General features: G+C 39.6%; 23 protein-coding genes and 1 pseudogene. 21 read left to right on the forward strand and 3 right to left on the reverse strand.

The window, feature by feature from the left end; genetic code table 11:
* The 15 genes and pseudogenes from I6758_RS13890 to I6758_RS15235 all read left to right on the forward strand — a co-directional run.
* Positions 1 to 615 (forward strand): DUF1833 family protein, encoded by a 615-nt coding sequence (locus I6758_RS13890; protein WP_196605803.1) that lies wholly within the window; start codon positions 1 to 3, stop codon positions 613 to 615.
* The gene (locus I6758_RS13895) at positions 612 to 1,019 is read left to right on the forward strand and encodes a C40 family peptidase (RefSeq protein ID WP_196605804.1); all 408 of its coding nucleotides are present in this window, start codon (positions 612 to 614) and stop codon (positions 1,017 to 1,019) included. The genes I6758_RS13890 and I6758_RS13895 overlap by 4 nt, the downstream gene beginning before the upstream one ends.
* Complete coding sequence (gene gpJ, locus I6758_RS13900) at positions 1,016 to 5,971, forward strand: TipJ family phage tail tip protein (RefSeq protein WP_196605805.1); 4,956 nt, start codon at positions 1,016 to 1,018, stop codon at positions 5,969 to 5,971. The genes I6758_RS13895 and gpJ overlap by 4 nt, the downstream gene beginning before the upstream one ends.
* A gap of 13 nt (positions 5,972 to 5,984) precedes the next feature.
* Positions 5,985 to 6,938 carry a hypothetical protein gene (locus I6758_RS13905; protein WP_196605806.1) on the forward strand — a complete coding sequence of 318 codons (954 nt, stop codon included), beginning with the start codon at positions 5,985 to 5,987 and terminating at the stop codon, positions 6,936 to 6,938.
* Complete coding sequence (locus tag I6758_RS13910; protein ID WP_196603291.1) at positions 6,938 to 7,690, forward strand: hypothetical protein; 753 nt, start codon at positions 6,938 to 6,940, stop codon at positions 7,688 to 7,690. Before I6758_RS13905 ends, I6758_RS13910 begins: the two co-directional genes overlap by 1 nt.
* 66 nt (positions 7,691 to 7,756) lie before the next feature.
* Positions 7,757 to 8,086, forward strand: a complete 330-nt coding sequence (locus I6758_RS13915; RefSeq protein ID WP_196605807.1) for a hypothetical protein — start codon at positions 7,757 to 7,759, stop codon at positions 8,084 to 8,086.
* Between the two features lie 37 nt (positions 8,087 to 8,123).
* Entirely contained in the window at positions 8,124 to 8,390 is a 267-nt protein-coding gene (locus I6758_RS13920; RefSeq protein ID WP_196605808.1) for a hypothetical protein, read from the forward strand.
* Positions 8,387 to 8,974, forward strand: coding sequence for a GH25 family lysozyme (locus tag I6758_RS13925; RefSeq protein WP_196601676.1), 588 nt, complete (start codon positions 8,387 to 8,389; stop codon positions 8,972 to 8,974). The genes I6758_RS13920 and I6758_RS13925 overlap by 4 nt, the downstream gene beginning before the upstream one ends.
* 5 nt (positions 8,975 to 8,979) lie before the next feature.
* Entirely contained in the window at positions 8,980 to 9,309 is a 330-nt protein-coding gene (locus tag I6758_RS13930; RefSeq protein WP_196605809.1) for a hypothetical protein, read from the forward strand.
* A gap of 9 nt (positions 9,310 to 9,318) precedes the next feature.
* Positions 9,319 to 9,930: a hypothetical protein gene (locus I6758_RS13935; protein WP_196605810.1), complete on the forward strand. Its 612-nt coding sequence runs from the start codon at positions 9,319 to 9,321 to the stop codon at positions 9,928 to 9,930.
* 449 nt (positions 9,931 to 10,379) lie between these two features.
* Positions 10,380 to 10,871, forward strand: coding sequence for a hypothetical protein (locus tag I6758_RS13940; protein WP_196595471.1), 492 nt, complete (start codon positions 10,380 to 10,382; stop codon positions 10,869 to 10,871).
* Positions 10,872 to 11,010: 139 nt separating this feature from the next.
* Positions 11,011 to 11,358, forward strand: a complete 348-nt coding sequence (locus I6758_RS13945) for a hypothetical protein (RefSeq protein WP_196605811.1) — start codon at positions 11,011 to 11,013, stop codon at positions 11,356 to 11,358.
* A complete protein-coding gene (locus I6758_RS13950; RefSeq protein ID WP_196595473.1) occupies positions 11,355 to 12,221 on the forward strand; it encodes a hypothetical protein in 867 nt (288 codons plus the stop codon). Before I6758_RS13945 ends, I6758_RS13950 begins: the two co-directional genes overlap by 4 nt.
* A 111-nt stretch (positions 12,222 to 12,332) precedes the next feature.
* Complete coding sequence (locus I6758_RS13955; RefSeq protein ID WP_196595474.1) at positions 12,333 to 13,004, forward strand: hypothetical protein; 672 nt, start codon at positions 12,333 to 12,335, stop codon at positions 13,002 to 13,004.
* Between the two features lie 506 nt (positions 13,005 to 13,510).
* Positions 13,511 to 13,730: pseudogene (locus tag I6758_RS15235) on the forward strand (transposase); the annotation flags it as partial.
* An 83-nt stretch (positions 13,731 to 13,813) separates the two neighbouring features.
* On the opposite strand, the gene I6758_RS13960 reads toward I6758_RS15235, so the two are convergent.
* Complete coding sequence (locus tag I6758_RS13960) at positions 13,814 to 14,071, reverse strand: Txe/YoeB family addiction module toxin (RefSeq protein WP_196605812.1); 258 nt, start codon at positions 14,069 to 14,071, stop codon at positions 13,814 to 13,816.
* A complete protein-coding gene (locus I6758_RS13965) occupies positions 14,065 to 14,319 on the reverse strand; it encodes a type II toxin-antitoxin system Phd/YefM family antitoxin (RefSeq protein ID WP_196605813.1) in 255 nt (84 codons plus the stop codon). The genes I6758_RS13960 and I6758_RS13965 overlap by 7 nt, the downstream gene beginning before the upstream one ends.
* 78 nt (positions 14,320 to 14,397) lie before the next feature.
* Here I6758_RS13965 and I6758_RS15095 point away from each other — a divergent pair, with 78 nt between their 5' ends.
* From I6758_RS15095 to I6758_RS15165, 4 genes are all read left to right on the forward strand, one after another.
* Positions 14,398 to 14,526 (forward strand): hypothetical protein, encoded by a 129-nt coding sequence (locus I6758_RS15095; RefSeq protein WP_269140356.1) that lies wholly within the window; start codon positions 14,398 to 14,400, stop codon positions 14,524 to 14,526.
* Positions 14,527 to 15,028: 502 nt separating this feature from the next.
* Positions 15,029 to 15,502 (forward strand): IS200/IS605 family transposase, encoded by a 474-nt coding sequence (gene tnpA, locus I6758_RS13970; protein ID WP_196605814.1) that lies wholly within the window; start codon positions 15,029 to 15,031, stop codon positions 15,500 to 15,502.
* 739 nt (positions 15,503 to 16,241) lie between these two features.
* Complete coding sequence (locus tag I6758_RS13975) at positions 16,242 to 18,401, forward strand: PTS transporter subunit IIABC (RefSeq protein ID WP_196605815.1); 2,160 nt, start codon at positions 16,242 to 16,244, stop codon at positions 18,399 to 18,401.
* A 97-nt stretch (positions 18,402 to 18,498) separates the two neighbouring features.
* A complete protein-coding gene (locus tag I6758_RS15165; RefSeq protein ID WP_330998064.1) occupies positions 18,499 to 19,299 on the forward strand; it encodes a PRD domain-containing protein in 801 nt (266 codons plus the stop codon).
* 113 nt (positions 19,300 to 19,412) lie between these two features.
* Here the strand turns inward: I6758_RS15165 and I6758_RS13985 are convergent, their stop codons facing one another.
* Positions 19,413 to 19,964, reverse strand: coding sequence for an arginase family protein (locus I6758_RS13985; protein ID WP_196605980.1), 552 nt, complete (start codon positions 19,962 to 19,964; stop codon positions 19,413 to 19,415).
* A gap of 728 nt (positions 19,965 to 20,692) precedes the next feature.
* Between I6758_RS13985 and I6758_RS13990 the strand changes: the two genes are divergently transcribed.
* Together I6758_RS13990 and I6758_RS13995 are read left to right on the forward strand one after the other, a co-directional pair.
* Positions 20,693 to 21,427 (forward strand): GntR family transcriptional regulator, encoded by a 735-nt coding sequence (locus I6758_RS13990; protein WP_196605816.1) that lies wholly within the window; start codon positions 20,693 to 20,695, stop codon positions 21,425 to 21,427.
* Positions 21,428 to 21,528: 101 nt separating this feature from the next.
* Positions 21,529 to 22,902 (forward strand): aminotransferase, encoded by a 1,374-nt coding sequence (locus I6758_RS13995; protein WP_196605817.1) that lies wholly within the window; start codon positions 21,529 to 21,531, stop codon positions 22,900 to 22,902.
* The last annotated feature ends 9 nt before the right edge of the window (positions 22,903 to 22,911 follow it).

The following is a 22,911-nucleotide window of genomic DNA, read 5'->3' on the forward strand; positions in this document are numbered from 1 at the left end:
ATGCTAGCATTATCTTCAATTGCAAAAAAAGAAAAAAATAAAATGTCTACCGATTCCGTTATGCTTATACTTTTAGAATTGCAGGTGCCGATAAGTGGCGTAGACCCTATCAGGGTTTGCTACAATACCGAAGACATCACATGGAATGGTCAGCTATGGCAAGCGTTCCCACTTGAAATAGAAGAATGCAAGGAAGATTCAACAGGTTCCTACCCGTCTTTTGCTATTAAGGTAGACAATACAAGTCGCGCACTTACTTATTATATTGAAGAATCAAACGGTGCTAATGGTGGTACAGTAGTGCTGCGAGTAGTGAATAGTAAAAATCTTGACAGCGCTACGCCAGAAATTGAAGAAAAATACGAAGTTACAAAATGCGATGTAGATCAAAATTTTGTGACACTTACCGTTGGTCCGTCTTATTCACCAGACTCAAGACGACCTATTGGCAGGTATTTAAAAAACGGCTGTCGGTTCCAATATAAGGATGCACGCTGCGGTTGCACATCAAGTGCCACTTCCTGTAATCATACATTATCTGGTTGCAGGGCAAATGGAAACAGCACGCGTTTTGGCGGTTTCCCTGGTATTGATCAGGAGGGTGTATATGTATGATAAAATATGATGATTTAATCGGAGTACCATTTAAAAATAATGGCAGGGATATAAAAACCGGAGTTGACTGCTATGGTCTTGCAATGGAAGTTTATAGCAGGTTTGGAATTAAGCTTCCAGAGTTTTTCGCTGATTATAATGATAGCGATAAAATCAGCAACATTATTCATGGACAGATGGGTTCAAGTGTATGGCGAGAGGTTAATCCTCCTTATCCGGTACCTTCATTACTTGCAATTCGGTTTGGTGTTCCATCGCCGATAATTAACCACACTGGGGTTTATATAGGAAATTCACGATTTATTCATATCAGGGGAAAAACAGGAGTTTGCATCGAAAATATACACAGCATAGCATGGCGACATGTGATTGCTGGTTTTTTTATTTATAAGGGCCAATTATGATAACACTCATCGTAGTAAAAAATCCTTTTGCGCCTTATAAAGGGCGCGAAATACATAAAATTAAATATAAGCCTGATAAAACACTGCTTGCTTATACAAAGCCATACCTTTTCGATAATATAGATGTAGATAATATGATATTTGCCGTTAAAGGAAAATTAGTAAATCCTGATAGCAAAATAAATGATGGTGACTTTATTGTTATGTCCCCGTCTATTGGTAAAGGTGGCGGTAAAAATCCACTACTTGTTGTAGCTACGATTGCTTTATCTGTGGCTGCCATGTCATTAGGTGCAGGGTTTGCAGGTGTATCTGCATTATCACAGGCAACAGGCTGGGCGGCAATAGGTGGGTATGCTGTTGCTGCTGGAGTTATGTATTTAGGTGGCACACTTATTAATCATGCTTTTGGCACGGCAAAAAAGGAAAGCACATCAAATCCTACCTATAGCTGGGATGGTATTACTACTACCAGTGGGCAAGGCAACCCTATCCCACTTACCTACGGTACTGTTAAATCCGGTGGGCAGACGCTTAGTAAATTTATTACAATCAGTAATGATGATCAGTATTTATACTGGCTTATATCTGCTGGCGAAGGACCGTTAAGCTTTAGTGATATAGAAATGAACAGTAATCCGATCGGTTATTATAAAGATACCAGCTATGACATAAGAAATGGCACTTTTAACCAATCGGCGATATCTAATTTTAATGATACAGTTTCGACACTGGAATTAGATCAGGAATTATTAACTGATTCTTATAGACAATATGATATTGACGGCAACGCTAATCAAGGCTTAATGATTCAGGTGGAATGTTCAAATGGTTTGTATTATGCAAATGATAATGGCAGCTTAAGTACAGAATGGGTATCAATAAAAGCTGATTATTGTATTACGGGTAGTAATAATTGGATAACGTTTGTTAATGAAAGTATATCAGCAGCGCAGACAAGTGCAGTACGTAAACAATATAGGGTAGATGGTATAGCGGCTGGTACTTATACCGTGCGTGTTATTTGCACAGGGCGTGGTGCTGATATAGGGTCCACCAGAGCACAAACTCGGATCTGGTGGACAGCGGTTTCAGGTATAACTTATGATGACTTTTGTTATCCAGGCATCGGACTTATTGGAATTAAGGTTCTCGCTACAGATCAGTTGTCCGGATCACCATCTGTTACCTTTTTAAAAACACGTTCAACAGTATTGGTCTATAATCCTGATAAGGCTGCATATGAACAGCAAGATGCCACCAATCCCGCATGGGCGTCATATGATGCCGTGCACAGGGCAGTTGATTTATATGGCGACGGTAGTGCGGTTGTTGTTGATGGTGCGCCGGCAGAACTCATGATGTACGATAAATTTGCTGCATGGGCGGCATCATGTACCGCAAAAAGTCTACATGTAAATATTGAGGTCAATACAGCTGATGAAATGCTGACCGTCATAAATAAAAATATTGCCTGCGTAGGGTACGGAAGAGTACAATTGTTTGGAGTCAAATATGGTTGCACATTCGACGACGTTGTGGATACGCCTGTTCAGATGTTTACAATGGGAAACATCATACAAGGAAGTTTCCAGGAAGAATTTTTGCAGACTTCCGACAGGGCAAATGCCGTTGAAATAACTTTTACTAATAAAGATAAAAACTATGAACGTGATACTACAACTGTCTATTCAGATGATTATGATGAAGCAGATCAATATAATACAGTAACATCAATTACGATGGATGGCATAACAAGCTATGAACAAGCCTATGCCTATGGCAAGTACCAACTGTACTGTAATAAATGGCTTGTACGTACTTGCGTATTTAATGCCTCAATTGATGCAATAGCCTGTAATGTCGGCGATGTTGTTGCCCTCTCACACGATGTGCCTGAATGGGCCTGTAGTGGGCGTATCACGGCTGTCAGTGAAAATACTATTACAATGAATGGCATTTTCGATAATTATGATAGTACAGCAGCTTATCAATTCCAGTATAGAGCGTCAGATACTGATTCCTTATATACTGTTGAAGTATTATCAATTATTATTTTGTCAGATGGCGTTCAAGCCGTTTTAGCTAGTCTTGGGACTGATGCACCGTCAATAGGAGACATATGCGATATTGCTAAAGTAAATATAGGCTCCAAATGGTTTACAATTAAAGCCATCACCAGAAGCAATAATGGCGAATTTGAACGTCAAATTACAGCCTTGGAATATAACGCGAACGTCTTTAACCAGAACTATACAATCCCACCGCAGAACTATTCTACTGCACAAGCTAACCAGGCACAGAATGTTATCAATATATCAGCAAAGCAAGTACATTGGCTGGCATCAGATGGAACAAAACACGCTCATTTATATGCTTCGTGGGAACTTCCATTAGGCGCATATGCGAGTAAGTTTCTTGTTTATGCATCAACTGATAATGTAACTTTTAATACGATCGCAGAAGTAAGCACATTTTCAATTGATTTTGATACGCTTCCAGATACCGTTTATTACTTAAAAATAAAAACTATTACTAATTTGTCTCAGTCAAATGGAGTTACAATTACTGCTGATGTTGGACAGGATATCCCACCTAACGACGTTACTGGACTTATGGTTACACAGGTTCTATCAAATGCTACTCAGGTTAAATTAACATGGGCAGCTAATACCGATATAGATCTTAAAGGATATCGTGTCTATGTAAATAATATCCTTGTTTCAAATATTTTAACAGACTCAACTTATATTTATACCGCATCTTCAACTGGCTCATATACTTTTGGAGTGGTAGCGGTAGATAATAGCGGAAATGAATCAACAAACCCTGATACACAAACGGTCACGATAACTTGTGAACCCGCAGATGTAGCAGGGTTTTCCTTTGCACAATCCGATGCAGATCGCAGTATTGCAGTGTTCACTTGGAACGCCAATACCGAAATAGACCTTAGCTACTACGAAATACGCATGGGCGATACTTGGGACACAGGAACAGTCATCGTTACCAAGACTAAGGCTACGACTGTACGGTATACGTTGCCAAGTTCTGGACACTATACATTCTGGGCAAAGGCAGTGAATGCTGAAGGATTTTATTCTGTTACTCCTACAAACCTCACAGAACAGGTCACACTTGAACCGGATGCAGTAACGAACCTTGCAATAGTCCAGTCCACACAGGATAAATCTAAAGCTATATTGTCGTGGACTGCATCGTCGGGCAGCGATATTTCATATTACGTTGTGAAATACGGCGATGCCTGGACTACAGGGACAGTAGTTGCACAGACCAAGGAAATCACGCTGGAAACTGCACTCCCGGGCAATGGTACATTTCATTACATGGTGCAAACCGTGACAGTCGCCGGGTATGTCAGCACAATAGCAAGCATAGATATCGTTGACGTTTCTATCCAGCCGCTCGACGTCACAAATTTTAAAGCTACACAAAGCAGCACTGATAAAACGATAGTACGCCTTACTTGGGATGCACCATCAGAAGTTGACATTTCATATTACGTGATAAAGTCAGGTGCATCTTGGGATACTGGTACGATAATTTCTCCACGTGTCTCCACGACTCTCTATGACGTAGAGTTAACAGACGAATTATCTCATACATGGTTAATCAAGGCTGTGACCATAGCAGGTAACGAAAGCCAGTACGCAGCGTCTATCTCTGGTAACTATGACCTGCGCCCGTCCGTCGTGCCATCGTTGCAAGCTGCGCAGAACGTCGATGACAGAAGTATTTTAAATATTCAGTGTGGTGAAGTTGACGATGGCGACCTTAGCGGATATCAAGTCAAGATTGGCTTTGATTGGAATAGCGGAGAAAGCCTACCATTTACCCGTGAACTTTACTCTACATATACATTGACCACCAGCGGCAATTACAAAGTAATGATAAAAGCTGTGAATAATGCCGGATATTACTCAGACGAATTGTCAATTTCAGTGAATGTGCAGGTTGAACCTTCGGACGTCACTGGCTTTATGGCGTTTCAGAATGGTGATACCGTGGAACTTTATTGGAATAAGAGCAGTGATGCTGACGTTACAGGCTATGAAGTTCATGAAGGATATTCGTTTGACCAAGGCAGCACAGTTGCAACAGGAATTACAAATGCTAATTACACAGTTGATATAGATAATACAAGAACTTATAGGTACTTTGTAAAGGCAATAAACAGCAGTGGTAAATACAGTATCAACGCGGCTAGTGCTTCGGTTACTGTGTTAAACATTTCCTCTCGGAATGTCATTGAAACTTACGATGAAATAGCGCTGGCGAGTGGAACACACAGTAATACTGCATTCGGTGCATCTGCCTTGAACTTCCAGACACTCGGTGGCAAATTCAGTGACTATCCAACGACGAAATTTTCCGATGTCGGCGGTGCGTCGGTGCTGAAATTAGCAAAGGATACTAGCGGTAATTATCCTGTATCCGGCAGTTATCTCTCGGCAGTAATCGACATAGGCAGTGTCATAACTGCAAATGTGACTACACTGTTTACAAGCTCTGTCGCACTCAAAGGCGGCTTGGCGGCATTGTATATCCGCACTTCACAGGACAACGCCACGTGGTTAGACTGGGAAGTTTTCAAGCCTATTCAACGTACTTTTCGATATATTCAATTGCGTGTAGATCTTGCGACTATTGATACTACAAAAACACCGGAAGTCAATCAGTTTATCGTGTCTATTGATGTGCCAGATACCGATATACGCAAAACTGTATCTTTGTCTGCCGCAATAAACACGATATCCTACGGGCATACGTTTTACACTAATCCTACAATTATAGGTACTGTGATAGGTTCTGGTCTGCAATTTGAATTGCTAAGTGTGGATAAGGCTCAATGCACAGGGCAAATTATAGATAAAACTAATAACGATGCTGTTGTTGCGGGCAATGTATGTCTGCAAATTGGCGGCTACTAAGGAGATGGTATAGATGTCATATAATGGCGATAATCCTGCTGACACCGAGTATATCAGCGCTGCACCTGCAGAAATCAGGGCAAATCAGGAGCAGCTACGTACTGGGCAAATTGTTGATGCAAAAGGCGCGGCGGGGCTTATACCTAGTAATAACACAGGACAGATACCTGTTTCGAATGGTACAGTTTGCGTAAATCTCAACGCCGACATGGTGGATGGGCATCATGCCAGTGAATTTGCTACGGTGGGTCATGTACATGCGGCTGCCACGGTAAATACAGATGGCTTTGAGTCTGCCGCAGATAAAACTAAGTTGGATGGCATTGCCTCAGGCGCGGAGGTAAATCAAAACACATTTGCAAATGTCGCAGTCGGCAGCAACATAATTCAAGCGGATTCTAAGCAAGACACTTTGACAGTTGTTGCGGGGGCAAATGTAAACATCGCTGCTGATACTACAAACGACAAATTGACCATCGCAGTAACTGGGTGTGTGCTAAACAGCGGTGGTGCTATATCCGGTGCACTGAATTTGGCAAATAATATACAGATAAATGGCGTAGACAAAGCAGGTACAGCGTATAATTTGGTATTACGTGATGCCAGCAACAATAGTATTCTTGGGTGCACTGCCTATCCTACGGTAATCAATTCTTCTGTTCAGCCTACATGGAGTAATGGCACGGCTGCTAAGACGCTGGCTACTACAGATGGCACAGTAGCTAATGCTACTAATGCTGCTGCGGCAATAAAGGCTACACAAGATGCCAGCGGTAATGTCATTACTGATACCTATGCACCTTTGGCATCAGCAACATTAACAGGTACGCCTAAGGCACCCACAGCGGCCTCGGGGGATAATACAACACAGATAGCTACAACGGCTTTTGTAACTGATGCGATAAAGAAAGTAGTTTCTGGTAATACTCTTACATTTGGCAGTGTGACCATAGGAGTTGATAGATAATGAGTGACTTATACTATATTTTTAATGGTATAAAAAACACTATGGAATTGGTCAATTCTAAACGATCTGGTTATGATTATCTCACTGTAGATGGGGCATATGCATTATTACTGCCAGCATATGAAGCTTCGTATACTACGAAGCTTTGGGTAAGCAGGGACGGTGGAACGACTAAGAAATATATTGCTATTCGTCAGACTTTTAACGTTACTATTTCTCAATCTGCGAACCAGACAATTACAGTAATATGCAATGGTACCAGCTATACATCATCATTTACTGCCAGATATGGTGATGCTTTCAGCGTTTCTATCATTGGCAACAACGGCTATACAGCAGGCGGCGTCAATGTATCATCTGGGAATGTTACAGGAGATATAACAGCATATGCAACGAGTGGGGCTACATTAGTTGTTGCAGGCAGTGTGACATATGCAAGTAATCAAACAGCTTCTGGGCAATTTATTGTACCTGCACATGTTAATGTATTAGCGGTTTATAGTAATGCATGGAGTGGTTCAAGAAATGTAGCCGTTACTTCTGGTAATCAATATTTAATTAGGGTAAGCACACAACGCAAAATTGGTGTTGACGTCTATAGAGAAACATTCGTATCGATTGGTAATGCAGATTTATCAAAACATACATCCGATCCAAATCCACTTACAATAACGATATCATGGTCAGATGCTGTTAATACTTATGGTACTGGGTGTAGTGCTAATTATCAGTCAGTATGGAATAGCAACTGAAGCTTGTAATCTAACTGCTGTGACAAGCTATCAAGCCGATAAATCGTGATAAGGTGGTGATTATTTTTGGAAGACAATACTGAATTTCAAAAGGAAACAGTAAGTAGACTGTCAAGTATAGAAGCTCAACTAAAGATGCTCAATGAGTCATGTATCCCATGCCAGGTAAGGACAAATAACGCTAACGACATAGCAAAAGAAGCTCTATTGTCAGCAAAGTCAGCCCATCATCGGCTTGATGACATGGAAAACTCGCGAAAAGAACTTAAAAACGATCTGGGCAATGTTATTGATGATAAAATTGGCAGCATCAATCGTACCGCACGTATAGTCAGTGCGCTTACTGCTGCTTTTATAAGCATTGTCGGTATATTACTGCAGCATTTTTGGAGGTGATCAGTTAAAATCCGCTATCTAAGTAGGAGGTGTGGTATTGATCTTATTGACAAAAATAAAAAATCATATAGGCGTTATATGTATGGCATTTGGACTACTCGCAGCGGCGGTAGTCCTTTTTTCATGGGTTTATGGCTACTGGTCTAACGGCCTTTATGGCACAAAGTTCCAAATTGATAGCTGCTGGCAAGGTATTAGTGCGTGTGGTGTAGGTCTTGTAGGATTATTTAAATGGCTGATAGACAGTACACATAACAGTCCTAAAGACCAGTTCCCATATATAAAAGGAGAAGATGAGAAATGAAACAAGGCATAGATGTGAGTTTTGCTCAAGCAGGTTTTGATTTTAATGCAGCCGTCAATAATGGCAAGTCTTTTTGTATTGTTAAGCTTGGCGAACACGATTATATAGATAGTGCTTTTGCGGATAATATCAACGGTGCACTAGATGTAGGAATGGATGCAGGCGTTTATTTTGTTCCACGTTCAACCGATACAGATGGTATTAAACAGGAAGCGCAGTTCTTCGCTGATTCTATAAAACAGAACATAACCGCTGCATTGAATTGTGGTATATGGTTGGATATTGAAGAATGTTATTATCAGGGGAAAGTAGACAAGCAAACTCTTACTGACCTTGTCATGACATTTATCAACACAGTTGATGCGGCCGGTTATGATTGCGGTTTGTATGCAAGTTATAACATGCTGACAAATTATATGGATGTAAGCCAATTACCGGATTATGTACAATTTTGGGAAGCTAACTATGGCACCAAGACTTGTGCTTTTAAGGATGAACATCCTGATAAGCAGGTATCTTACTGGCAGTATTCAGATTCTAACGGACAACTTGATTTAGACATTATGTATGAAGAAGGAGAATGATTAACATGGCAACAACAGCTGAACAACAGGCTAGTGCTGACGTTACAGCACTTAAAAATGATATATCGACATTAGAAACAGCTAAGTCAGATTTATTAGCAAAAAGTAAGGATTTGTTTATTGCGGAAATAAATAATATTGATGAAAAAATAGCTTCTAAAACTGCTGAACTTGAATCCAAAACAAAAACTGTTGTAAATACAGCCGTAAATGATGCAACAACAGTTGTAAAAGAAACTGAGGCAGAAACTACTTCATGGTGGGTAAAATCCCGCTATGACGTATATGCTATAGCGGGATTGCTGATGTTAGGGTACTACATTTTTGTAAAATGAGGTAATTGCATGATAAATTTTATAAAAGGCCATAAAAAGATTATCATAGGTGCGCTGGCCATTATTATTTTAGGTATCAGCGCATATTTTATTTACCAACATTTTCATCCAGCTAAAACCGTTACCACTGAAACGCAGATGCAAGCTGAAACCCCATCCGGTGTAGAAACTGCCGCAGACAATGCGCAGGTGCATATATCCAACGGACAGGCGCAGGAAGCCGCAAGCCAGATAAAAGATATTGTATCGTCCAAACAACAGCCGCAATATGTCGTCTATACGACGGCCAGCGAAGCACCGGCGGTAGAGAAAACTGCACAAGAAAAAGCCGGCGCCGATTTTGCAATTGTGACGGATCCGTCGAGTCCCACTGAAACGGTAGATACCTCTAAATTACCGCAGGACACGCAAATAAGTCTGAACCAATACAATGTTCAGGCGTACAAGAAAACATTGCATACAATCAGCTATGCACCAAAATCAATAGATAATACAAGTCCGAAAGAAATTGGTTATTCAATATCACGCAAAATTACTAAAGATGGAAAATATGTTGGTGTGGGAGTTGATTATAATTTTGACGATAAGGCAACAATGGTAAAACTCGAATATACATGGTAATTACGAAAGCCCGGCATTGGCATAAAACCAGTGTCGGGCTTTTTTATTTTGCTCAGCTTTACTTTTTGCCTTATATATGGTGTTTACTTTACTTTTAGTTACACCAATTTTGCATCATTAAAGTGTTGTTATTAGTGGGATATAGGCATTTGTGAATAAAAAGGTAAAGTAATTCAAGTTGCTAAAATGTGCTCATATCTGTAAAGTAGTTGCCTCGATTTTTAACTGCAACTTTTTACATGTTCAGCATGATACAGGCTGTCAAAATAGGCTGTCATAAATCGTCTGACAGCAATAAAAAAATATCTTAAATATTTCTAATTTTATACGTATAATATATTGACTTTTATACGCATAAATGTTATTATATATACATAGCAAGGGAAACCTACTAAATAAACTTGAGCCCGGTACTTGCAAAGCAAGGAGCCGGCAAAGGAGACATTAAAATGTTAAACCAAAAACAGATTAAGAATTTAGAAAGCGCAGGATTTGAAAGATGGACAAAAGGACAGGATGACCGCTTATACATCAATGCTTTTGACGTAGTAGCGAACGATGAAGGATTTCAGGCTCAAATAGGCCGTTCTGGCAGATTTGAACGTGAAATAGAAGCCACGAAAGTGTATATTGATATCGAAACCGAAGAAATCGTAATTGATTACGGTTTTAAAGGAGCATTTGACCGTAAAGACTTTAAAGCACTTGTGGATGCGCTTGTATCAGAAGCAGAAGAAGTAAAAATTGAAGATGTGATTGTTGATGATGCCACAATCACATTTGAGGAATCCCCAGAAGTTGTGACGGGGATTGCTACAGATAAAAGCGGTAGCAAGTATCTAGTCAGGTGGGCAATATTACCCGCTTGGAACGATGACGAAGACGAAATAATAGACGCAGCTGATTGGAAACATCCAATTAGTATTGAATTACAAGATTAATAAATATGGCGGTCGTTGCTGACCGCCTTTAAAAAAAGAGGTAATTAAAATGAAATGTTTTCGTCCCCTACAGAGGTTTTTATTTTGCAGAGGTTAGAAGTTTTTGCAATAAGTTACTATAATTAGGAGAATTTTAAATATGAAAAAAACTATATACATGTCCGAGCCGCTTGAACGTCTCGCAGAAGATACCAAAAGTGCCGATCGTAGAAACGGTGGGTTTTCCCGCCGTCTCGGTGAAATCGTTGAAAGATACGATATAATTGGACAACTCACAAAGTTGCCAGAGTTTACAGAGATAGAAACGCAGATACTAAGCGAAGTAATCTGCGGTAGCATCATAGATACACGTAAAATCCGTGGCTTGCATCTTGACGTACTGGATGCAAGCATAGGAAATATTAACGAGCGTAAAGCTCTTGCAGAAAAAATAAAATCCCTACAGGCAGCTCAACGGTTGAAAATTATTGAAGAGTTAGGACAATGAAAAAAGGGCAAACTACTTTGCGCAAACGTATATGTAAATGTGGCAAAGAGTTTGACGGAGGCCCGCGGGCATTGTATTGCCCTGATTGTCGTGCGGAAAAACGTAAAGAATATGATAAAAAAGCCAAGCTTAATAAAAAGCTTGGCAAAAATATAAAAATAGGTGTAACAATAAGAAAGTGCGCAGTTTGCGGAGAACCTTTTATAATGATGAGTTCTCAACAAAAATATTGTAAAAAATGCGCTTCTGATGCAATTAAAGCAGCTGATCGTGTCCAATCACGAGGCTGGCTGCAAAGAGCCGTTGATAAATACGGAAAAATTTACACGATTAAAAGAAATACCAAAAGGCGTAGTGAAAAACAAGAAAAAATATGTACTGTGTGCGGTGATAAATTTATCGCAAAAAATAAAAACAGTAAGACATGTTCTGACCGGTGTCAGCGAATTTATGCGACCTTTTTACACAGTAAAGAAAAATCTTTTGCTATGTGGAAAAAGAAAGCATTTGCACCGCACAACTATGCAAGAATGTCATGGAATAAAGCACAACAAAAATGGGTAGCGTATTATAAATCAAAATACTTGGGCACATTTGAGAAAAGAGAGGATGCTACAAATGCTGTGCAAGCCATGCATAAAAAAACTTACAAAAAATACGATTATGAATCAATGCTTGGGAAAAAAATCCAAGGCAGCCATTTAACCATTTTGAAGATAGACGATGACATGGCATATTGTCATTGTGATTTGTGTGGCAATGACAAATGGATAAGAAAAGTATTTGTCGCGTCAAAAAAACAAATTTCATGTAATTGTGTCCATAACACAACTGCGAAAACAAACTTCCACTCGAAGTCATAAGGTCTTCTATTGTACAATCTAATCATAGGAGGCCTTTTTATCATGGCAAAATAAAATCAAATGATACTAGATTAGTGTCATTTGAAATATCAGATGAAGGTGATGAATAGTATGCCCAAAAAACTAAACATAAAGCCAGGTGACAAATTTGGTTACTGGAGTATACTGACATACCCTGATTACACTGTGCGTCCTCCACGAGCTTGGTGCCGTTGTAAATGTGGTACTGTCAAAAATGTCAGTATACATGCGTTGAGTGCAGGCCGTACTAAGTCATGTGGATGCCGGCATAATTCACCGAGAGTTTATATACCCAAAGATTACGGTATAAAGCCCGGGGACAAAATTGGGTATTGGACAGTAATCAGTCAGGTCGGTAAATGCTTTATATGTCAATGTGTCTGCGGTAATGTGCATAAAGTACCTGCTACAAGATTACTTAGCAGACGTTCGCTATCATGCGGATGCCGACGCAATGAAAAAAAGGACATGGATAATCTGCAAAAAGGCTGGAGCATAATGCAAAAGCTCAGACAATCTGGGACTAGCCCCAATTATAGTTCATCGCGTAAAACAAATAAGAACTCATCGACAAGTATCACTGGCGTTAGTCTTATGAAAAACGGCAAATACAGGGCCTATATTGTTATTGATCGGCGGCAAATATATCTCGGCACCTTCTTTGACGTCGAAGAAGCTATTATTGCAAGAAAAGTCGCGGAAGAAAAATATTTTAGGTCACGTGAAAAAATCGCCAAAGAAATTATTAAAAAATGCAAATAGATATATCGCTCATTGTATAAAATATTTTCAGTAATCAGCCCCAAATCTGGGGAGCAATTGGGGAGTAACAGAAATTATAAACAACCAGCAAATCCCTGATACATCAACATTTTATGATATCATAGCAAAACAAGATAATTTGCCTTAATCCCTTATATATCAGGCTTTATAGGCCATTTCTAGGGCAAGCTTCTAAGCCGTGTGTCGCAGGTTCGAATCCTGCTTGGCGCACCATAGTAAAATTAAGGCTTCCAGCGTTTTGCTGGAGGCTTTTTTATGCTTTTGGGGGACCGTTGGGAAGATTTTGGAGCAATATAATGAGAACAGTGAGAATAACGAGAACAATGGAAGCTATAAACTACAAAATAGGGTTATTTATAGTGATTTAGGTTTTAGGCCGTTACTCACAGTCAGTATTGATATATTTTTTTGAGAATAATTGGAATATTGAGATATATAGTTTAACAATATTATTTGGTTCATTGTTCATTCTACAATGAGCCAATTTAATTTATACAACCAATGCCATTGAAAATTTCAACCGTCAATTACGAAAAGTAACTAATACAAAAAATGCCTTTGTTTCGAAGTAACGCTTTAATGAAATTGCTATATTTAACAACAATGAACATTGTCGATAAATGGACAATGCCAGTTCGTAATTGGGGGATTATACTCGATGACCTCATGATTTATTTTAGTGACCGTGTTAAAATTTCTTTATAAAACTCAACTTGATTTTATCCTGATATTTGGACTTTACACAAAAATCTACGCATTCTCTGGTTCGGCGCCAGATAAAAAGTAGCTTATTCATAATGTGTCCAACACCGAACAATACGCACTATTTTATTTTTTTCATCAACAGTATATATCATTCTATGCTGGATATTTAACCTTTTGCTATAAGCACCCTGCAAGTCTCCTATCAACTTTTCACGTGGTGGGTTGTAGGGATTTTCCTTTAATTCATCTATATATTTTTTTATTTTTTTTCTCATTGAACCTGTTATTAATTCTGCATCTTTTATGGCCTTTTTGCTATATTCAATAGTATACTTCACCACTCTATAGCATTTTCCGGTACATAATTTTTGCTATCTGGATTAAGTGCATCCTTTACGTCCTCTTTTAAATTAGGAATATTTGTTTCACAATATAATGTTTCGATCAAGGCATCATAATCTTCTTTGTTAATAATCATTACTGCGCCACCGTCTTTTGTTGTAATTGCTGCTGTTTCATTATATTTTGTGACTTGATTAAGAGTTTCAAAAAGATTTTTTCTAAAATTTGTAGCGTTTTGGATAATCATAATATCACCTCCTATTTACGTACATTATAGCGTACACAACTTAAAAAGGCAAGAAAAAATAAAGGAGATAATTAATATATGTATGGTATAGATGTTTCGGATAATAACGGTAATATTAATTGGTCTGCAATAGCAGCTTATAATAATAATCCAGATAAGACTATAGAATTTGCAATTGTGGCCTGTAGTTATGGTTCATCTGGTTGACATGATAATTTTCAGTTTAATGTTAATGGCGCGCCCGTGCGACTGGCCTTAAGTGCGGAGCTTATCATTACAGCTTATGCTATTGTGATCCACCCCATCCAGCCTTAGAAGCCGCTAACTGTAAGAACGCAATAGATGAATCTGGTGTCTTACTCGAATTGCCTGTTTTCTACGATATGGAAGATGCTGATCATTGGAAGATAAAGACTACAGTCATACGGTTTCTTTTTTGATAAATAGGCTTCAAAGCTAACAAAATCAATAGTTAAAGGCGGTTTTATGTCAAACTTCTAAGCCGTGTGTCGCAGGTTCGAATCCTGCTTGGTGCACCATAGTAAAATCAAAGCTTCCAGCGTTTTGCTGGGAGATTTTTTTTGTATAAAAGAAAACCACGCGATAGTCGCGTGGTTCAAAAAAGCTTAAGCGGTGAGTCCTAATGTGCTAACCTGAAAATAAGCCTGCCAGCTTAAAATACAGATTATACATTAGGAGATGCCACTAAATGCCGAAACAAGAAAATAATGACACATATAGTTTAGCACATACGAAGTGGAATTGTAAGTATCACATAGTTTTTGCCCCGAAGTATCGTAGAAAGGTATTTTATAAGGAAAAACGGCAAGAACTGCGAGATATAATGAGAACTTTATGTGAATGGAAAGATGTAGAAATTATTGAGGGAGAAATATGTCCAGATCATATACATTTGTTAGTTTGTATACCACCAAAGATAAGTGTTTCAGGATTTATGGGATATCTAAAAGGGAAAAGCAGCTTAATGATCTTTCAAAAATTTGGGAATATGAAATTTGCGTATAGAAACCGCGAATTTTGGTGCAAAGGGTACTATGTAGATACAGTTGGAAAAGACACAAAAGCTATAACAGAATATATAGCAAATCAGTTAAAACGAGATAAGGAAGCAGACCAATTAAGTTTATTTGATCCAAGAGACCCGTTTACGGGTAGCAAATAAAAGTTGCATGGCTGGCAGGCCAATAAAAGGCGCATTTATGCGCAGCCAGTGAAAAAGGGCTATGCCCGAAAAGGAAAAACCACCCGCTATGCGGGTGGATAATTATTGTGCATTTTTGGGGAAAATTGGGAAAAAATAATGGAAGCTATGGAATAAAAAATGTAGTATTGATACCGTTTATAGTGATTTGGGCACTTTAGGCCGTTACTCACAGCGATTATTGAAGCTTTTTTTAGAGAATAACGAAAATACTGAGGATGATGAGAAATATTATATCGGAGCAGAAATAAAAAAGACAATGGCGAAAATAATATATTATTACGATTTGCAGGAACGAAAGAAAGATGATGAACTAACTCAAGCCATTGTGGAGCTTTTCCGCAAAAATAAAAAAATCTACGGGACTCGATAAATGAGGGTTAAGCTCCACAAGCAAGGCTTCCTCGGTTGGGATTATACGATTATGTCAAATGGTTTAATAAGCATCAGATTCACGGAGCTCTAATCCAATAAATAAATTCAGTATTAGTTTTCATGCAGACTTGCAATTTATTTGTCATAGCTTTATAATATGGATATATATTAGTGTGTTACTGGTAAGGCAGGCATTAACTATTCTTCGCTGAAAAAGGCGGAGTATAGTTGATGCTTTTTTTTATAGGCTTTATTTTAGTTTAGCAGATAGAAAAACAATAATTTTAGTTACGTTATCGTAGCACAGAAAGAAAGGATAAGATTTATGAAAGACGAAATTTTCAGCGTGCTGCAACGTGTCGGCCGCAGTTTTATGCTGCCGGTTGCCATCCTGCCGATTGCCGGGCTGCTTTTAGGTATCGGCAGTTCGTTTACTAACGCCAATACAATTAAGATGTATGGTCTTGAAGGTATTCTGGGAAATGGTACTGTACTTCATGCACTGCTTACTATAATGAGCAGCGCAGGCAATATTATTTTTGGCAATCTGCCGATTATTTTTGCCGTTGGGGTCGCTATTGGTATGGCGAAAGCCGAAAAAGAGGTTGCGGCTCTTTCTGCCATGATTGCCTTTTTTGTTATGCATGTTTCCTGCAATGCCGTTCTTCAGCTTACAGGAAAGGTTCTGCCGGACGGTACGGTTGCCCCGGGAGTATTGGAAGGAACCATTGCAAATACCACTGGCATTATGTCTCTGCAGATGGGGGTATTCGGCGGAATCATCGTCGGTATCGGTGTAGCCTGGCTGCATAATCGATATCATAAGATAGTACTGCCAGACGCACTTTCCTTTTTTGGAGGAGCAAGATTTATTCCGATTATTTCCACAATAGTTTATCTTTTTGTAGGTATTTTAATGTATTTCATTTGGCCGATTGCCCAGAACGCAATTTTTTCTCTTGGCGGACTTGTCACAGGTACGGGGTATATCGGCACACTCATTTTCGGCATCGTAAAGCGTGCACTTATTCCATTTGGACTGCATCATGTTTTTTATCTGCCATTCTGGCAGACAGGCGTCGGCGGCTCTATGATGGTAGATGGCAATCTCATTCAGGGAGGCCAGAATATTTTCTTTGCTCAGCTTGCCTCGCCTGATGTAACGCATTTCAGTGCTGATGCCACGCGATATTTTTCCGGTGAATTTATTTTCATGATATTCGGGTTGCCTGGTGCCGCTCTTGCGATGTATCGTTGCGCACGGCCGGAGAAAAAACGCATAGCCAAGGGGTTGCTTCTTTCAGCGGCGCTGACATGTATGCTGACCGGTATTACAGAACCAATCGAATTTTCCTTCCTGTTTGTTGCACCGATGCTCTTTTATGTACAAGTCGTACTTGCTGGTGCCGCCTATATGATCGCGCACATGCTGAACATAGCGGTAGGGCTTACTTTTTCCGGCGGACTGCTTGATCTTTTTATTTTCGGCATTCTGCAGGGGAATGATAAAACAAGCTGGATGTATATCATTCCTGTCGGCATTGTTTATTTTTTTCTTTATTATTTTATTTTCACTTTTCTCATCAAAAAATTCAATCTTAAAACTCCCGGGCGTGAGGATGATGATCAAGAAACAAAGCTTTATATGAAAGCCGATGTCAACTCTCGTAAAAATAAAGGCAGTATCAATGCTGCCGATACGGATGAAATGAGCAGTCTTATCGCACGTGCCCTCGGCAGCAGAGGAAATATCACTTCTGTCGATTGCTGCGCAACTCGGCTGCGCTGCTCAGTTAAGGATTCTTCGCTCGTCGATGAAAAAATGCTCAAGGCCACGGGTGCAGTCGGAGTGATAGTCAAGGGTACTGGGGTCCAGGTCGTCTATGGACCTAAAGTGACTGTTATCAAAACCAATCTTGATACTTATTTGCAAACGGCTCCGGAAACAGAACCGGAACTTGACGTAATGACGTCGGCAGGTTCTGCGGTAAAAGTTTCCGAAATGGAAACGAAAACAGCGGTAATCAGACAAAAGCATGCACTTTATTCCCCGTTTAACGGCACAGTGCATCCGATCACAGAAGCGCCTGATACTGCTTTCTCCAGTAAAATGATGGGTGATGGTTATTTCGTCTATCCTTCGGACGGCACCGTTGTCGCTCCGGACGATGGAGAGGTAGTTTTTGTTTTTGATACAAAACACGCCATAGGTATGAAAACATCAGACGGAGTGGAATATCTGCTGCATATTGGTATAGATACCGTCAACCTGAAAGGACAAGGGTTTGAAGTCTTTGTTGAAAAGGGCCAGCAGGTTAAAAAAGGTGATAAACTCATGCAATTTGATGCAGCATTTATAAGAGAAAAAGCCGCTTCTGATGCTTGCCTCGTAATTTTCACCGGCCTGCAGGAAAATGAAGAAATTCATATGGAAAAGATTGGTGAAATTGAAGCACTTGCTGAAGTTGCCTATTTAGAAAAATAACAGAAAAAATCCTCCTGCAGATGACGAAGTTTCTTGTTATAAGGTATAATAAATAATAATTGTTGTCTGCAAGGGGGGAGCTTTTACGTACCGGATTATCAAGGCATTAAATAACAACAGTCTTCTGGCACTTGACAGCGATCATCATGAAGTCATTTTGATTGGTAAAGGTTTGGGATTTGGACGTAAGAATGGCGAACGGCTTGAGGATACTCATGATGCTAAAATTTATACACTGACAAACGATGGAAATAACAGCGCATTACAGAAAATCAACAGCATTAATCCAATTTTTATTGAAATTGCGGTGCAGATCATCAGTGAGGCAGAAAAAAAATTCCAGGACATCAATAAAGATATTTTGCTGCCCATGGCCGACCATATTGCCATGGCTGTAAAGCGCGGTCATAATGGGGTATTATTACCCAATCCATTTCACCATGATATTATGTCCATGTTCCCGGATGAATACCATATAGCCAAGAAAGGACTGAATGTCATTTATCGTAAAATTGGCATCCATCTGCCAGTCGAAGAAGCTGGGTATCTTTCGCTGCATATTCACGCTGGGCTTTCGGGTGAAAATGCAGCAGCAAGTCTTGCAGATGCCAAACTTGCTGCCATTCTCATTCACAAGATTGAACTTGCTTTAAATCGCAATTTTTCCAAGAATACGCTCAAATATAATCGACTTATGAGTCATGTTTCTTATATGATTTTGCGCATCAAAAAACACGAGCGCATTTCGGTCGATATGAATAAATATGTGCAAACCAGTTTTCCTCAGGCCTACGCACTAGCTGCGGAAATCTGCACTGACATTGTTAGCGAGCTTCAGACAGATGTTTTTCCGGAAGAAATCAGTTTACTTGCCTTACATATCCAGCGTGTAATCTAAATAACTTGTATTATGATATTATATAAAATAAAATTATAGAGAAATAATGAGGCTGCTGCATGAGTGATTTTTTACTTATGCAGCAGCCTCATTTTGCGGTTTTTATGGTATGTTTATTGTTTGAATATTGGGACAGCAGTCATAAAATTTCGCAGATTGAGGGCATCCCAAGGAAGATGCTCTGCTATGGATAATCCTACTACATCTGTTTGCTTGTAGATATCATGAATAAGCCGGGCGATCTGCTGCAATGTCATATCTCCGCTGGGAGCGTTAAATGGAGGCTCTCCCGGTTTAGAAAAAAGCAGGGAGCGGAACAGAGAAGGGTTCAAAACATCCAAATCAAAGTGAACCGCAAGATGCTTTATTTGGTTTTTAGTCAGCCAGTCCAGTACAGGAGCACTAGTTTCTGCTAAGGCTTTCGGACTTGCCCAGCGTAAGCCTAACCGGTTTACTATCTTCTTCTCGTTTGGGGTAATTTCCTTCAGACCACCGTACATTACCATGTTAGATTTTATAGGGAATTTTACTTCAGAAGAAAATTCTGGGTCACCCTCTCCTAATAAATTTCCCAGAACCATAGCATGTTCATGATTGTACATAGCAGGAGTGGATATATCGGGATGGGCGTCCAGCCATAATAAACCAAGCTCTATACAATGTATTTGTTAATAAAAACAAGTACGCACCTTTTTGACCTGTACTATCTTGGAGGAAAGTGCAATGAGCATGAAATAATATCAAGGAAGGGTGCGTGTGAATTTTGATTATCATGGTTCATCTCTTAAAAATGCCTGTCAAACTAAAACTGTGTTCACATAACTTCTTATTTATTTTTTGATTTGCAGATAATTTCATAATGCTTACTTTTATAGTGGGATTTCATCTCACCGATAAATAATTAATCACCTCAAGTACAGCAGGATATCTCTTGCTGTACTTTGTTTTTTTAGAGCGAAGATCTATTATCTGTGTTGATTTCATTTGTCTTTTTTAGGGAATGAGTCGTTTTTTTTAGATTTTCATAATGCTTACTTTGAGATGGCAGTTTAGATTTAATTTTATGCAAATAAAAAGTCAATTGTCGTTTAGATGACTTACAATTAAGAGATTTTGTGATAATATACCAACTAAGATTTTTATACAGAGCCAGCTGATCTGATAAACAGAAAGTTGAATATATAGTTATTATGGTTCGGTTCTAATATGTGCGAGTGAATATTGTTCTGCAGTTATACTTGTACGGATATCATAATATCATTATAAGTAAAAATCTGCTTTGGAAAGGTGGCAGTTGAATGCAGGGGAAAATGTTTCGCAAATTATTATTCAGGAGTGTTTGCTAAAACATCTGGTAATGTCACTATGAGCAGTGTGAACGGACGGTGAGAATATGAATCGCTTTGATAGAGATGATGCTGTACCACTGTATTTGCAGGTCGGGACTTTTTTGCGCAATGAAATTTTAAAGGGATCATATACCGGACGGCTTCCATCCGAACATGAATTGATGGAGTTATTTCAGGTCAGCAGAGCGACTGTAAGGCGGGCTGTCAGAAAACTTACAGAAGAGGGCGTCCTAGAAACACGGCAGGGATTAGGAACTTTTGTGTCTGTGAGATCAATAGAGGAATGGCTGGGAAATTTGAGCACCTATTTTGATATTGTCAATGAAATGGGAATGAAACCCAGTATACAACTGCTGCATCGCGGCGTAGTGGAAGCACCGCAGGATGTTCTGGCAATATTCGGTACATATCAGGTATATCAGACGGTGCGTCTGCGCTTGGCAGATGATATGCCGATCGTTATTGAAAAGCAATATTATCCATTGGGAGTCGGTAAGAAATTATTGAGCTATGATTTGAATGATATTTCCACTTACGATATATTGGAAAATGATCTGGGCGTCACTCTATGGGAAGCCAAGCAAACTATATCGGCTATAATTCCGACGGCAGAAGAAAAAAAATTGCTCAAATTATTCAGCAATACACAATGCTGTGCTCTTTTGTCCAAAAGACTGGTGGTCGATGTGCAGGAGCGACCATGGGAATATGAAAAAAGTGTATATCGCGCAGATATGTATAAATTTTGCATTAATTTGACACGCAGGAGAAAAAAGTAAGATTCATAATTATATTATTGGATCGGCCGATTAGAAAACTAAAGGCCGGAAAGCAGGATATATCAGCTTTCCGGTCTTTTTATTTTGGGGAGGAATAAATATTGAAAGACATAGAACAGACACAGGAACTTATAGATATTGATAAGAAGAATTTATGGCATCATATCACGCAGCATAAAATTTTTGAATATAAGGAGCCGTTCATCATCGCCGAGGGAAAAGGGTGCCGGATAAAGGATATACACGGCAGAGAATTTTTGGATGCTGTTTCCGGTGGTGTATGGTGTGTCAATGCTGGTTATGGGCAGGAATCGATCGCTAAAGCGGCATACAGGCAGCTGGTACGACTGCCATATTATTCCGGCAGTGCCGGAAATCCGCCGGCTATTCTGCTGGCGCAAAAACTTAGCCAGATGATTCCGGAGCTTAGCCGTGTATATTTTTCAAGCAGTGGCTCAGAAGCCAATGAAAAGGCATTTAAGCTGGCAAGACAATATAACCGCCTTAAATATAAAATGAATAAGTACAAGATTCTTTACCGCGAGCGGGATTATCATGGAACTACACTGGCGGCGCTCAGTGCGACAGGACAGGCAGAAAGGACAGAGGCTTATGGACCGTTTGTCCCGGGATTTAAAAGTATCCCGGCGGCATATTGTTATCGCTGTCCTTTCGGTAAAAAATATCCGTCTTGTGATATCCAATGCGCGCATGTGCTGGAAAAAGTCATAAGGCAGGAAAATCCCGATACTGTGGGAGCATTGATTCTTGAACCGATTACGGCAGGCGGCGGAATCATTATTCCTGTGGCAGAATATTTTGAAATAATCCAGAAAATATGCCGTAAATATGCCGTACTGCTTATCATAGATGAAGTTGTGACAGGTTTTGGACGCACAGGAAAAGCCTTCGGTCATTTCCATTGGGGCGTCAGACCGGATATAGTGACAACAGCCAAGGGAATAACGAGTTCCTATATGCCGTTGTCCGCTACAATGGCGACTGAAAAGATTTTTAATGAATTTATAAGTGGATCAGCTGATAAAACAGGTTATTTTCGTGATATCAGTACTTTTGGCGGGAGCGCGGGGGCATGCGCGGCTGCCTTGGAAAATATAAAAATCATGCAGGAACAGCAATTATTTGTCAACAGTGAAAAAATGGGAGCTTATTTACTGGAGAAGCTGAATGAGTTCAGGGATATGCCGATAATCGGTGATATAAGAGGCAAAGGATTGTTTGTCGGCATAGAGCTTGTCAGTGACAGGAAGAGTAAAATGCCGATCAATGAAGCCTGCATGGCGGCAATAGTAAATAAAGCAGCTCAATGCGGGGTATTGATCGGAAAGATGAATCGCAGTATACCGGGGCAAAATAACGTGTTGGTGCTGGCTCCGGCACTGGTAGTCAATAAAGATGAGATAGATAAAATCGTTTCAGCTGTTCACAATGCCCTGGCAGAAATAAGAGTTTAAAAGAAAGGA

This window comes from Pectinatus haikarae (genome assembly GCF_015732185.1).
In the GTDB taxonomy this organism is placed as follows: Bacteria; Bacillota; Negativicutes; order Selenomonadales; family Selenomonadaceae; genus Pectinatus; species Pectinatus haikarae.

Coding starts and splice junctions, on each gene's coding strand:
- I6758_RS13890 (WP_196605803.1), top strand. CDS start 1: ATGCTAGCATTATCTTCAATTGCAAAAAAAGAAAAAAATAAAATGTCT.
- I6758_RS13895 (WP_196605804.1), top strand. CDS start 612: ATGATAAAATATGATGATTTAATCGGAGTACCATTTAAAAATAATGGC.
- gpJ (WP_196605805.1), top strand. CDS start 1,016: ATGATAACACTCATCGTAGTAAAAAATCCTTTTGCGCCTTATAAAGGG.
- I6758_RS13905 (WP_196605806.1), top strand. CDS start 5,985: ATGTCATATAATGGCGATAATCCTGCTGACACCGAGTATATCAGCGCT.
- I6758_RS13910 (WP_196603291.1), top strand. CDS start 6,938: ATGAGTGACTTATACTATATTTTTAATGGTATAAAAAACACTATGGAA.
- I6758_RS13925 (WP_196601676.1), top strand. CDS start 8,387: ATGAAACAAGGCATAGATGTGAGTTTTGCTCAAGCAGGTTTTGATTTT.
- I6758_RS13930 (WP_196605809.1), top strand. CDS start 8,980: ATGGCAACAACAGCTGAACAACAGGCTAGTGCTGACGTTACAGCACTT.
- I6758_RS13935 (WP_196605810.1), top strand. CDS start 9,319: ATGATAAATTTTATAAAAGGCCATAAAAAGATTATCATAGGTGCGCTG.
- I6758_RS13940 (WP_196595471.1), top strand. CDS start 10,380: ATGTTAAACCAAAAACAGATTAAGAATTTAGAAAGCGCAGGATTTGAA.
- I6758_RS13945 (WP_196605811.1), top strand. CDS start 11,011: ATGAAAAAAACTATATACATGTCCGAGCCGCTTGAACGTCTCGCAGAA.
- I6758_RS13950 (WP_196595473.1), top strand. CDS start 11,355: ATGAAAAAAGGGCAAACTACTTTGCGCAAACGTATATGTAAATGTGGC.
- I6758_RS13955 (WP_196595474.1), top strand. CDS start 12,333: ATGCCCAAAAAACTAAACATAAAGCCAGGTGACAAATTTGGTTACTGG.
- I6758_RS13965 (WP_196605813.1), bottom strand. CDS start 14,319: ATGATTATCCAAAACGCTACAAATTTTAGAAAAAATCTTTTTGAAACT.
- I6758_RS15095 (WP_269140356.1), top strand. CDS start 14,398: ATGTATGGTATAGATGTTTCGGATAATAACGGTAATATTAATTGGTCT.
- tnpA (WP_196605814.1), top strand. CDS start 15,029: ATGCCGAAACAAGAAAATAATGACACATATAGTTTAGCACATACGAAG.
- I6758_RS13975 (WP_196605815.1), top strand. CDS start 16,242: ATGAAAGACGAAATTTTCAGCGTGCTGCAACGTGTCGGCCGCAGTTTT.
- I6758_RS13990 (WP_196605816.1), top strand. CDS start 20,693: ATGAATCGCTTTGATAGAGATGATGCTGTACCACTGTATTTGCAGGTC.